General features: G+C 57.9%; 12 protein-coding genes and 1 pseudogene. 2 read left to right on the forward strand and 11 right to left on the reverse strand.

Annotation, left to right across the window (positions count from 1 at the left end; all coding sequences use genetic code 11):
• The first annotated feature begins 64 nt into the window (after window positions 1–64).
• Window positions 65–715 (forward strand): hypothetical protein, encoded by a 651-nt coding sequence (locus tag U1839_RS21200; RefSeq protein ID WP_332805566.1) that lies wholly within the window; start codon window positions 65–67, stop codon window positions 713–715.
• A 126-nt stretch (window positions 716–841) separates the two neighbouring features.
• Here the strand turns inward: U1839_RS21200 and U1839_RS21205 are convergent, their stop codons facing one another.
• From U1839_RS21205 to U1839_RS21230, 6 genes are all read right to left on the reverse strand, one after another.
• Window positions 842–1387 (reverse strand): hypothetical protein, encoded by a 546-nt coding sequence (locus U1839_RS21205; protein WP_332805567.1) that lies wholly within the window; start codon window positions 1385–1387, stop codon window positions 842–844.
• A 40-nt stretch (window positions 1388–1427) separates the two neighbouring features.
• Complete coding sequence (locus U1839_RS21210) at window positions 1428–1976, reverse strand: hypothetical protein (RefSeq protein WP_332805568.1); 549 nt, start codon at window positions 1974–1976, stop codon at window positions 1428–1430.
• 69 nt (window positions 1977–2045) lie between these two features.
• The gene (locus U1839_RS21215) at window positions 2046–2891 is read right to left on the reverse strand and encodes a hypothetical protein (RefSeq protein ID WP_332805569.1); all 846 of its coding nucleotides are present in this window, start codon (window positions 2889–2891) and stop codon (window positions 2046–2048) included.
• A gap of 327 nt (window positions 2892–3218) precedes the next feature.
• Window positions 3219–6782 (reverse strand): two-partner secretion domain-containing protein, encoded by a 3564-nt coding sequence (locus tag U1839_RS21220; protein WP_332805570.1) that lies wholly within the window; start codon window positions 6780–6782, stop codon window positions 3219–3221.
• 10 nt (window positions 6783–6792) lie between these two features.
• Window positions 6793–8475 (reverse strand): ShlB/FhaC/HecB family hemolysin secretion/activation protein, encoded by a 1683-nt coding sequence (locus U1839_RS21225; protein ID WP_332805571.1) that lies wholly within the window; start codon window positions 8473–8475, stop codon window positions 6793–6795.
• A gap of 186 nt (window positions 8476–8661) precedes the next feature.
• Entirely contained in the window at window positions 8662–9102 is a 441-nt protein-coding gene (locus U1839_RS21230) for a hypothetical protein (protein ID WP_332805572.1), read from the reverse strand.
• A gap of 129 nt (window positions 9103–9231) precedes the next feature.
• Here U1839_RS21230 and U1839_RS21235 point away from each other — a divergent pair, with 129 nt between their 5' ends.
• A complete protein-coding gene (locus U1839_RS21235; protein WP_332805573.1) occupies window positions 9232–9477 on the forward strand; it encodes a helix-turn-helix domain-containing protein in 246 nt (81 codons plus the stop codon).
• 10 nt (window positions 9478–9487) lie between these two features.
• Here U1839_RS21235 and U1839_RS21240 read toward each other — a convergent pair whose 3' ends face one another.
• The 5 genes and pseudogenes from U1839_RS21240 to U1839_RS26845 all read right to left on the reverse strand — a co-directional run.
• A complete protein-coding gene (locus U1839_RS21240) occupies window positions 9488–9865 on the reverse strand; it encodes a hypothetical protein (protein WP_332805574.1) in 378 nt (125 codons plus the stop codon).
• 57 nt (window positions 9866–9922) lie between these two features.
• The gene (locus U1839_RS21245; protein ID WP_332805575.1) at window positions 9923–11080 is read right to left on the reverse strand and encodes a type IV secretory system conjugative DNA transfer family protein; all 1158 of its coding nucleotides are present in this window, start codon (window positions 11078–11080) and stop codon (window positions 9923–9925) included.
• 127 nt (window positions 11081–11207) lie between these two features.
• Window positions 11208–11621 (reverse strand): hypothetical protein, encoded by a 414-nt coding sequence (locus U1839_RS21250; RefSeq protein ID WP_332805576.1) that lies wholly within the window; start codon window positions 11619–11621, stop codon window positions 11208–11210.
• 199 nt (window positions 11622–11820) lie between these two features.
• Complete coding sequence (locus tag U1839_RS21255; protein ID WP_332805577.1) at window positions 11821–12384, reverse strand: zincin-like metallopeptidase domain-containing protein; 564 nt, start codon at window positions 12382–12384, stop codon at window positions 11821–11823.
• 12 nt (window positions 12385–12396) lie between these two features.
• Window positions 12397–12531 (reverse strand): annotated as a pseudogene (locus tag U1839_RS26845) (ArdC-like ssDNA-binding domain-containing protein); the annotation flags it as partial.
• Window positions 12532–12611: the final 80 nt, after the last annotated feature.

Here is a 12611-nt window from a genome sequence, read left to right on the forward strand (position 1 = left end):
TTTCTCTGTTGGATGGTGATGATGGGTTGGCCCGACAATTCCCCATTGATATGCTGTAGCCGAAATGACGACCAAGGCGGCGACGAAACCTCCCGGCGAGCAAGCGATCCGGGCATTACTTGTGCGGCACGCCTGCCCTGTGCCGTTCCACGCGGTGCGCACGCGATTTCTCGGCGGCATTGCCTCACCGGAACTCGCGGTTTCGCCCTTGCAGATCGTGAAGGGCTTGTGGGGCGGATCTTTACCGGTGTTCGACGGCATGGACGAGGTCAACGACCTGCTCGGCGCGCTGGTTCAGGGACTGTGGAATGACCTGACGCGACACCAGAAACGCAGCCAGCCGTTTCGTCTGTCGCGGGTGCCAATGGAACCGACCGCCGAAAATCTTGCACGATTTGGTCAGATTCGGTTGCAGGAACTGGATGGCTTTATCGAAGGGCTGTTCAACGGGGAGGAGGTGCTCGACCTGCCGGAGCGCGCCCACAAAGCTGTTGGCCAGCTCGGCGAACTGCGCGCCATGATGGCTGGCATTTGCGATCTTGTATCGGCAGACCCCTTTGCCGCAGACCGCACCGCGCTCGACGCGACCTTCAAGGGTTTACGCGAACTCAACCGCATCATGGAGTCCGAGATTCACGAGACGGTACTGTCATGCACCCGCGCGCGCCGGCAGATGCTCGGCGGAATCGTCACCGAACGACCGACGGTGCATTGAATGGCGGCGAAAGCGCCTCCACAATCGCATGGCTTCCAGCCCAAATGCGCTATCGCTGCTCTGCGGATGCCAGACACGAGGCGGTTTTCAACGCGGCACCTATAGCGTCGTCGGACGCCCGGTTTTTTAGTGAGCATCGGTGGGGGAAGACTCAACGATCACCTGCGGATTTACAACATTCGCCCTTAGCATGATGTTGGTGTGCGCCGGGTCGTCGAAGAGGTTAACGGATGACAATTGCTCAATTTTCTCGCCCGTCTCGCGATTACGGAAAATGACCTTCAACGGGACGTCGGTCATGAATTTATCGCCAATGCGCATCAATATCGTTGCACTTTTGGGGTGAAGCTTCCCGGTGAACTGGTTGAACCACACGGGCTTGTGACCCGGCTTGCTGATATCAAACGAGAAGCCAACGATGTCCCATTTCGTGGTCATGTTCACGATAACGATACACCCGAGATGGATGCCGCATACCTGCTTGGGAGGCGTTCGAAAGACTTCCGGATCAGGGGCCCGTACCCCGAGCGCGACGCCCAAAGGACGTAAATCCATCGGCACCCAGCCGGGGGCGCTTAGGTCACGTACGCGTTGTGCTTGGGCAGGCGGCATCGCGAATTCTGAGGCCACGAGGCACGAAATTAAGGCCAAATTGATACCCAGCTTGGTCATTGAGGATCTCTGTCTCGCATGTCAGCAGTAGGCGCCCTGCTCAATGCTCAGCCTCTGGAGCGGCGGTCTTGGTGGCCGGCGCCGTTGCACTGCGATCTTCCGGAAGCGGGTTCACATAGAGGATCGTGTACGGGATGGCGTTCTTGCACGTGTCGAAGCGCTGCACCTCGGTTTCCCACAAATGATTCCGATGCTTGCGCTCGCGTATCTCGGCTTTGGCAAGGATGAGGCACCCGAGCTTCGTCGATCGGTGAACCCACCATGCCCGGTGAAGCTGTAGCATGAAATCGGGGCGAAAGAGGTTGCCCGACCACTTTATCGAGCCGTCGTGCATTTTAGCCCCGTCATCGTTGATGTAGAAGCCGCTGACGAGGTACTCGGGATTGTTATTGATGACGATGAGGCATTCGTTGTGGCGCTTACACGTCAGCTCGGGTCGAAATGCCTCGGCCGGCGCACTATGCCCCTCCTGAGCGCCAAGCGTTCGCATGTCAGCGGGCTGCGAATATGTGCCATCCGCTGCTCCTGTTTGGGCATATGTTGCCGCTGGAGCGATGACTGACAAGGTCAGAACGGCGATTGCCGGCACCCTCGTGCGGGCTTGTCCACTATCGATCACATTCTGGCCCCGCCCCTGTGAAACGCCCGTCAATATGAGTTATTGAACCGAGAAATCGAAGAACCGGGCGAGCTTGGCGCCACCGGCCCCGATCATTACGAAGCTGTATTCTCCCGGTGTGAGCGGGACGCCTGGCCTTACGGAAAAGACGCCAGGGCGAACCTCATCATATTGGAAATCGATCCGATCCTTGTCCATCACGCCTGTTTTGGCGCCGCCGATGTTTACGCGTCCGACACGGGCCTCGCGGCTACCATTCTTGCGCGTTAGGCGAATGAGGGAAAATTCGTTTGGCGAAACGGGAGTCGTTGATTGGGCTTCAAAGCTGCTCAAATTGGCCTGATTAGCTCCTTCGGGGAGGTAGAAATAGAAGGTAGGCGTTCGCTCGCTCGTCTTCACCCGAGCACTTTCCCCTTGAAGAATCGTCTTGATGCTCGTGGCGGCGATACCGCCCGTCATCATCGTCCCCAGCATTCCGCCAGTCCTCGTTTGACCGGAGACGTTGAAATCAATGCGTATGAGTTGCCCGCCCGACACGAGATATATGCCGGCGGGGCGTCTGGCCGCGAGCACGCCTCCGCTGGACGGCCGTTCACGCGTCCCCGACGATGCAGTGGCCTGGGGAGCGTCCCGCTGCTTACTTTGATTGTCAGCTGCGATCATGGCGGCAATGACGGGGCCAGAGACGCCCTTCTTCTTTAGCGCGAGCATCTGCTCGGTGGAAAGGTCAAACTTCGCATCGGAAGATTGAATCTTGGCGATGATCGCCTCGTCGCCAATGCCGCTGGCGCTTAAGGCGATGATCGCGCGGTTAGTTAGTGTTTCCGCTGAGGCAGGATAAGCCACAGTCAGAGCCAATACCGATAGAATTATGCCAAGTCTCATTGTCTACGCCCTATTACATGGATTTTTAATAGGTTAATTTCACCATGATATAATTTTGTCATGCAAATATTGCTAATATTGTCTTCCGTTACTGCTATTTACGAATGGTATAAATCTGGTTTTACTTCAAGCGTTGTATTCGTGGCATGGAGTGCGCTGTTGATTTTAGGCGTATGTTTTATTCAGTTTCGCCTTGACGAATTAGATACATCATCACCATCAAATTCTATATTCGGCGGCTATACTAAATCGCCATTTTATTTAATAATAATTGTAACTTGTGCACTTATGATTACGCCAGTCTTTTTATCCTACTAAAGCGAGGCCCTATCTCGGAATAATCCCGTTTTTCTTAGCCAAAATTATCAAAGCGGCTCTCACGTCGCTTTCCGAAAATGCGTTGTAACTAGTACCTTTTAAGTCGCCATATGTTTGCTTGGTGACTTCGCCTAAAGAGTAGATTCTCAAATCATCGACGTGCAGACTAATTATCGTATTGAAGTTACTTCCGGGAGTATTTAGTTCAATTAACTTATTCGCTGCAAGCCCCGCGACCGCCTTTGCGGCATCGCTCGCTGTTCCTGCGGCACCAACAGCATTGCCAAAAGTCCCGAATCCAATTCTATCCAGAATGAATCCAACGGTTTCGCTATAGGCGTTGCCTATCCAATCTCCGATTCCGTAATGTGAGGGGGCGAGAGCGTTGACATCATTTAAAAGACGACTTGTCTGAGTAATCCCTGCTGCTGAAGCCTCAGGGGAGGTATTGGGTGGGTACGAAGGCGTTGGAGCGGGAGTTGGTGTGGGGGTAGGAGTTGGCGACGGCGTAGGTGTCGGAGACGGCGTGGGACTGGGCGTCGGTGTTGGAGTGGGGGTGGGGGTCGGCGTTGGAGTCGGCGTCGGGCTTGGCGCAGGTGTCGGCGACGGAGTTGGTGTAGGAGTCGGCGACGGATTGCCGAAAGACACATCCGTCCCGGCCGCATTCTGCGGAAATTGCCACTTGAGGAACGGGTATCCATTGTTGACGCTTGGATCGATAGCCCAGATCGAGGTGTCAAAGCCAGTAAGCAGCGCGCTCTTTAAATCGGCAGTTCGTTTGCCTTTGACGTTTGGTCCGCCAGCACTGGTCCCCTGCCCGGAAGTGTCGGTATCCCAATAGACATCGTGCACGGCCTGATCACGCTGAAAATCGCCCGTAGCGGGATAGAGGCCCATCGCGCCACCGACATGCGTGTTCGTTGAGGAAAGTAAGGAGCTCCCTACGGTGATCTTGCCGACCGCGATCGAATACTGAGTTGAAGGGGGCGAAAACGGGTCTGATGAAGCACTTCCGACCAAGCCTCCGACGTTGACGCCATAACCAGCCTGAGGGGTCGCGCCACTTACCGTGATCGCTTCGGATGAAAACGAGTTCATAAGGGCAAGCGATGCGCCTGCTTCCTGCACCCCAATAATACCGCCATATGACCCGGCTTCCCGGTCAGACAGCGTCGCTGTGATTGATCCGCGCGCTTCGGCCTCAAAAACATAGCAGGCGGCGGGACCCGGCGTTGAGTAGCAATGTCCTACGACGCCACCAACATTCGCGCCATTGGACGAGATAGCGACGTTGCTTCGCACTCGCTGCGTGGTGCCCGCGCTCGTACCGACGATACCGCCGACATCCATAGATATGTTAGGACCAGACGTCGTTTTGATAGTGCCAGAGACCTCAACGTTTTCGATCAACGTGCCTCCACGATTGGCGTAGCCAACGAGGCCCCCGACCGAGCGGCTGTTGGCGGTGCTTCCACCCACAGTGTAATCGATGCCGGTGAGCCGCACGTTGCGGATTGTGCCGTCGCCGGCCAAAACTCCGAACAGACCAAATTGCTGGATGTTGGCTGACGCCCCGTAGTTAAGCGTTAAATGCGAAATGGTGTGTCCGCCTCCCTCGAACAGGCCTGAAAACCCTTGGTCCTGACCGTTTATTCCTGGATTACCATTTGAGGAGGCAATGGGCACAAATCCCTGGCCGCTATTCCACGTGGCAGTGACACTTGCGTCTATATCTCGACCAAGTGCATACGTTCCGCTGATATTCTGATTAATATCCTGCAAATTCTGCGCAGAATTCACGAGCATATAAGATATGGGTCGACGAATATCACCAGAACCGAAATTAACAAAGGCAGAATAATCCGTCGGATGGGCATAATCAACGCTGGGATTATAATATATAGAGACAAGCCCGTTAGTATGAGAAAAGTCAATCTTCGATGTCGAGTCCGCGAAGGAAACTGTTCCTATGCCTGTGCCGGTGGTATCTGCACGGAGAATCAAGTTCAAAGAGCTTGAAAAGATCGATCCCCGGGATACAAAGGTCCCTGAGCCAGTGCTGGTAATCGTGACACCAGAGGCGATATTTACATTCCGATAGGCTGCAAGGGTCAGCGAAGTATCGCTGCTCCACGAGAAGCTATTCGCCACTGTAATATCACCGGCTTGCGTGCCGGTGGTCCCGGTCGTGACGGTCACGTTTCCAAGCGCCAAAGCATTTTGAAGCGTCGCAACTGACAGAATTGAATCTGCGTCCGATGGCACAAACGTGGTCGCGCCGCTTGCGGGCAGCGTGGGCGTAGCGCCCGTGGTCGCAATCCTGACATTCTGCGGGTCAAGGAGAAGCGTGCCGACGCGACCGCTTGCGGAGCGCAGGTCGGTGGCGCCGGTATAGTCGAGCCGGCGCTTGCCCGATACCTCAACGCTTCCCCCGGACGTGTCTCCGGTCGCGAGAATGGTCCCGGCAAACCGGGTCTGGTTATCTGACCAGACAACCGCCGAACCAGCGTTACCCTGCGCTGCATCGACCCGAATAAGCGCACCGTCATCAATGGTCGTGGCGCTGGCGGTCGGAAGATCTCCCTGCCCGTGCCAGTCGCCGCCAATGCGCACGATGCCGCCCTGATTACCGCCCGAGGCGTTCAGGATCGCCGTGTTTGCGAGCCGCACGTCCTTCGCCGTCACGTCGATATGTCCGCCAGTACCCTCTGGGCCGGAAGTGTCGACGGTGCCTGACACCGATACATTTCCGGTGGCTGGACCGGTGAGCGTGATGGAGCCGCCAGAGACGCTCAGTCCCGTCGCCTCGGACACGCCGTCCAGGTTTACCGAATGATCGACGATGGCCTTGGCCGCGTTCACGGTGACCGCGACACGGCCCTTGTCGTTCCCGATACCATCGAGCACCCGTGAAAGCCTGTCACCGGCAAGAAAGCGCGTCCGGCCGTCGCCATAGAAATCGACGGTGAAGCCGGTCGTGCTGCCGAGCGTAACCCTGCCATAGTGTGCTTCGATGATGCCGGAATTCTCGACCCCAGGCGCAACCAGCGCAGCGAGGCCTGCATCCCTGATGGTGATGTGTCCTGCGTTCGTGACCGTGCCGCGCCCATCGGCTGGCCCAGTGAACGTGTACCGTCCCGCCATGAAGTCGCGGTTGTCGATATCGAGCGTCGTGGCGATGAGCCCAGCGACATCCACCCGCGCCCCGCGCCCAAACGCGATACCGTTCGGATTGATCAGCCAGACTTGGCCGTTGGCGAGAAGGCTTCCCTGTATGGTTGTGGGCGCGCCGCCCGTGATCCTGTTAAGCGCGATCGACGAGGAATTGGGCTGATCGAAGCGCGCTGACTCGTTCTCGCCGATAGTAAATGAGCGCCAGTCGATGATGGCGCGCTGGCTGGTCTGCGTGATGACTGTGGTGCCAGGCGCAGGCTGCGCGATCGTGGCCGCGCCAGCGACGACCATACCATCGGTTGGATCGGCTGCAGCTGGCGTTGGCATGGACGCGAGCAACAGCGAAAAACTGACCGAACCAACGACGGAGGCATGAAGGCGGGCGCGAAGGCTTAACATGGCGCGTTCCTCAAAAACTGACGGAGACATCGAACAAGGGACGCCAACTGCGATCCCCCCGCGAGGCAATGTCGTGCGTGAGTGGCTTGGCGAGTTCGAAATCGGCGGAGACGTGGCTGGCGATCGACAGACGCACGCCACCGCCGGCAGACGACAACGATTCATGTCCCGGTTGCCCGGCAAGCGGAGCCTTCGCCCACACCTTCCCGACCTCGTAGAAGGCGTAAAGCTGGACGCCGAACGGAAGCGCCCCGCGTGGCAGATCAAAACGCGGCTCGATCGAAACCGCCAGGCCCTTGTCGCCGGTTAGTTCGGACGGTTCGTATCCGCGACCGTAGCGTCTGCCACCAAGCCCGAATTGCTGGGACGAGAGAAGCGGATCGAAGGCGAATTGACCACTCACTGAGGCCGCAAGGCTCAACTGCGGGCCAAGGCGCTGCACCCGCGAGAGTTCACCGGCAAGCGTCGTGAAATCACTATGCCCGTTTGCGCGACTGAGGGTTGGCGAGCCGGTGCGGCTGGCTCCCAAGATGTCGAAGCCATGATTGATCTCAAGTTCGACGAGGTTGGCGGCGGGATATGCGTTCCCGAGTGCGAGGTCGGAAAAATCATATGAGACGCGGGCCGTCGCATACCGCACCCGGTCTTGCGAGAAGAGGAAGCCGAGCAGGTCGGTGCGCGAATTTTGGTAGGTGAAGCTCGCGCCGATCCGAAGCGTTTGGGAACGGCTGCGGATAACGGGCTCGCTAAGCGCGACGCTCAGAATGGTGCCGAAGCCTCGCGCATCGAGCACGTGAAGTGAACCGCCCGGCTGCGAGCGACTGTATGATCCTGCAAGGTCGAGCCGCAGCCCTTCCGGGTTCAACACCTGAGCATACTTGCCCGAGACATACCGCAACTCGCGAGTGGGCGCCGTAGTCGCCAACAGCACCGAAGCCTGCTCATTCAACCCGAGCACGGAATTGAAAGAAAGACCTGTAGCAAACTCAAAAGGGCCGATCGCCTGCGATCCGCGATTGTCGCTGCTCGCAAAGCCCTCGACCATCTTTCGCGTGATGGTGACGACGAGATCGGCGTTTCCTGGCGTGCCCACTGACGGCTTCAAGATCGTGCTCACCGAAACGCCGGGAAGGTCGTCGATGAGCAGCGTGTATCGCTCGAGGTCGCGAGCGTTCAGAGGACTGGACCGTTTGATGCGGTCCACCATCGCGCTCACGAGCTGCGTATTCCCTCCATCGCCCTCGATAGTGACCGCGCCGATCGATCCCTCGACGATCTGGATATGTACGACACCGCCCTCGATCTTCTGTGGCGGCACGATGGCCTGCGAGAGAATGTATCCCGCCGCTCGGTATTTGGCGGTTATCGAGTCGCGTAGCCGATATATGTCAGCAATCGTGACATCGTGACCTAGCATCGACTGATACAGCGGCGTGAAGTCAGCGGCCGCGTAGACGGTAGAGCCATCGATGGTGACGGCTGAAAGCGTAAAATGCGTGTCTGTCGCCTGCTCGGGCGGTGCAGTCGCATTGTCGCCCTGCACCCTTATTTCCGGCGTTGCCTGGGGCGTCTCTGGGGGACGGAAACGGTCTCCCAAACGCGCTGGATCGGATGAGCCAGGCACCGTCTGCGCGTGCGCGTTTCCAACGGCCAACATCGCCAAAACGCCGCACGACAAATATCTGGCGATCATCCGCATCCCCCTGACCGATGATTGGAAAGGCTGAGAGTTTCACTCGCATGGCGACAAGTCAAATTACAAATAAAACCATTTCGGTGGCAATTAATTTTCACACGTCGAATTAGATACCTATTACACATAGTTGTTAAACTACAGGGCTGTTCAATACGTCGGTCGCTATTTCGAGAAGTGCGGCGATCAAAAACCGTTGGCTTGTATTTCTGCGACCCGCCACCCCGTCTGCCAGCGCTCAACCTGAAACTCGAACGTGACGTTGTACGGCTGGTTGAGCAGCCATCCCGGGTGGGCGTAGCCGTAGCAGCCGATGTCGGGCGCTGTACCAGATGGCTCTGGATGGAATACGGCAATCGGGATCAGTAGCCGGACCTTTCCTGCCTGTTCTCCGAGCGTGGAATCGACAATCTGCGGAATGCCGAGTGAAAAATATTCGGAGCAGGAATGTAGGGTGCCCATGATCGCAGCGCCCGTCGTCCGCTTTTGAAGGCGCGCTACGGCATCAGCCTTTATTGATGCCTCGTCGGAAGCGCTGAAAGCAGGGACGGGAGCAACCGCTACCGTGGGCTCGGCTGCCGGCGTTGTCGCGGGTTTGCACGCGGCCAGCACAAGAATGGCGGCCATGGCCGCTCCGGCACCAAGTTTCGTCCGCATCGCTATCCCCCAGCAATATATGAAACTCATATATCCGAAGTTCATATCTAGGGGAAGGGACTGCCTCGAACTTCCGCGCGGTTCCTTTTGTCCAAGTCAGTGTTCACCGACGCCTACGCGACCCTACTGGACGTGCTCGTCACTGCACGAAAGGACGCCGGCGTTACGCAAGTCGAACTGGCTTCGCGGCTCGGGCGCCCACAACCTTTCATCTCCTACGTCGAAAGCGGTGAGCGCCGGATCGATGTGATCGAGTTCTGCGCGATTGCGCGGGCGCTTGGTTCGGACCCAATCGCGCTCTTCACCTGTATTGCCGAACGCCTGCCGGTCGAGCTCGACATTTAACCGCTCAACGTTACTCCCCTCGATCGAACAACGCCACGACGCCCGGCTCTGCCAGGAGCCGAGGCCCCCACGATGTGAAGGGTTCGACGCCCGGCAAACCGACGTGCAGAAACTCAATCACCTGCGGCCAACCCGTATCAATCTCGCCCACTACGAAAGTCCGCCCGTCGTCGAAGGCGATGGCGATAACAAATATCTTTGCCTCGCCGTGGTTCACGAACGTTGCGCCTGCCGATGTAACGCTATCCCAGGATCGAATCTCCTCGCGTCCATTCACCTCCACGGCGATGGTGTCGGCCGATGCGGACGCTATTACGTTTCGGGTCAAGAGGTCGTTGTCGGTTTTCACAGTCTGATTCATCCTTGCGATGGTGCGCGAAAATCCCATGCCCGCAGGATCGGCGCAACCCGATCGATATTCATTCGATCGAATTTCGAGCGCGGTTCAATCTTGATCGAGCGTCCGTCCGCTGAACGCTTTGCTCGGTGCGCCGTCGATCATCAGCTTCAGATAGAAGTCGCGGTTGGGCAGATTCATCAGGTCCATCGTATCGAAGATGGGCTGGAATTCCGCTGCCATAACGCTCGCGTCCTCCGGCCCCACGCGAAATGATATGAGCGTCCCGGCGTTCCCCAACACGGCGTGACGTACCTCCGGCTCAAGCTGGTGCAAATACTGGTGCGCCAGGGTGAGCGAGACGCCGTATTTGCGAAGCTCCGGCAGCATATTCACGAATGAGAGCGTCGTGAAGGTCTGGAATTCGTCGATATACACATGGAAGGGGCGACGGGATTCAGGTAGATCGTCGGCGCGGCTGAGCGCTGCCAGGCCGATGGTTGCAGCGATGAGTCCACCCAGGACGCTTGCGCTGTCTTCGCCGAGCCGCCCTTTCGCGAGGTTTACAAGCAGCACGCCGCCGTTGTCCATAAGCCGGCGGAAGCTGATGGGCTGCTCGGGCGCCACAAGCGCGCGGTACAGTCGAGGATCGGTTAGAAGAGCGCCAAGCTTGTTTTGGATTGGCGCCACCACCTCGGCGCGGAAGCGGTCGGGATACGCGGCGAACTCGTCGGTCCAGAACCTGCGCACCACCGGGTTCTTAATGCCGGCCACGACGCCGCGCCGGTATGCGTCATCACCGTACAGACGGAGAATGTCGGGGAGCGTCGATCCTTCGCGCTCCAGCAACGCGTACAGGGAATTCCGCAACACATGCTCCATGCGAACGCCCCAGGCATCCGGCCAGAGTTTCTTGAGTGCCTCAAGGAGGCCCGACGCAGCGAGTGGTATCCTGTTGTGTGCGACCCGTCGCAGCGGGTTGTACCCATAGGGTTGATGGGGATGGGCTGCATCGAGATAGATAAAGGGGCGCCCGGACAAAGCTGCCGCGTCGTGCATTCGCTCCGCCAGATCGCCGTGAGGATCAATCAATGTGAAGCCGCGACCATGTTCGAGATCCTGCCGTGCCAGCGTCGCCATCATCGTCGATTTTCCGACGCCCGTTTTGCCGATCAGATATAGGTGCAACAGCCGATCCTGCTGTTTGATGCCAAATCGGGTGAACGTGTGGCGAAAGGTAGTTTTTCCGAGATACGAGACTTCCATCCCCGCATGATGCTTGGTGAACGGAATCTTGAAACGGGTCGGAATTATGCGCTCGGCACCGTCCCTCGGGGACGCGCAGACATCGGGCAACCATCTATGTACCAAGATGCGTGAGCGCGTTCCGTTATCAGATGATGCCGATCCGAGTTCCCATTTTTGATTTTATTCCATAACGCACCTCAAGTGCCTCCTCCTGTTGCGTTATCACTGCTGTCATACCCTCAAACTTTGACTGCGCCGCGAGGCGCGCCGCCTCGAATGTCGCAATTTTTTGCGTAGAAATCAGGGGGAGGTCGTGGGTGCGCCCTTCGAGCGGTGCGGTGAGTTGTTCGACTTCGTTCCACGCCATTTCACGCTCCCGTTCCCTACGGGCCAGCTCAAGTCTGCGGTCGGCAAGGTCAATATCGACGCGAAGTTTTTCCCGATCCCCGATGAGCGGGAGGACGTGCGCCTGCCATTCGTTCTCGAAATCGCTTAACCACCGCAAATAGTCGAGTGGGTTATGTACGCCCATGACCTCGTGGCGCTTGGATAATTTCATTGATTCCAGAATAGCATAGTCTTCGGTCTGGCCAACACGCGGAGTGGATAGCTTCCGTATTGCGACATACGCCGCGACAGCAATCTGAGTTCGGAAGGGGTACGAACATGAGGCCTGCGGACGGGAATCTTGAAACAGGGACGAATTATGCGGCCCTATCTGCAAAAAAGCAGCCTCCCCGTAGGAAGGCCGCGTAGGGTCACGGCTCGTTTACCGCAGCCAGTTCGTGCAGAAACATCGCTGCCTGACTGGCGAGGCGGGAGGCGGTGAAGATCGCTCGGGTATCGTTCTTGAGCATTCGGAGCCAGGACGCGACATAGGCGGCATGGTCGGGACGAGGCTGATTACTCACCCCAAGATCAGCGCACAGGAACGCGGCGCCGATTTCCGCCACTAGCTCTTCAGCCGCCAGGTCTGCTTTCGACACCACCTCGCCAAACCGGTTGAGCCGGTGCCGCGCTCCCGCCCAATGAACCGTCTCATGCAGAAGCGTCGCGCTGTACGCCTCGGTGGCGGTGCAGGTCGGACTGCCGGTGAAGCGAGCGAGCGCCGGCATTTCGATATAGTCGCCGGGAATGTGATAGCAGGCCATTAGCCCGGCACGGTTCACCTCGGCCTTGGTGGCGGCGACGAAGGTCTCGACCGTCTCAATAACCTCAGCAATGCTAACCGGATATTGTCGCTGCGGCGCTTCCCATCCAACGACCTGCTCGGCATTGAAGACGCGTGAGGCGCGGGCAACGAGCCAGACGCCTGCCTCCACCCCTTCGGGCTCCTCATCTTCGAACCTCTTGAAAAAGACGATCGTCGAGCTTTTGGCCCCTTTGGTTACCCGCGCGCCAACACTCTGCCACTGCTTGTAGGTAGCCCAATAGAGGTGGCTCGGTTCATTTGAACAGCTCGGCGCAATTGCTAAGTGGAGCGTCTGCCGGTTTCATGCCGCTGCGAGAAGCGGCCGGTTGAAGTAGACGTGATCGGGTGTCCTGCGGT

Origin of the sequence: Parasphingomonas halimpatiens (assembly GCF_036663795.1) — a bacterium.
In the GTDB taxonomy this organism is placed as follows: domain Bacteria; phylum Pseudomonadota; class Alphaproteobacteria; order Sphingomonadales; family Sphingomonadaceae; genus Sphingomonas.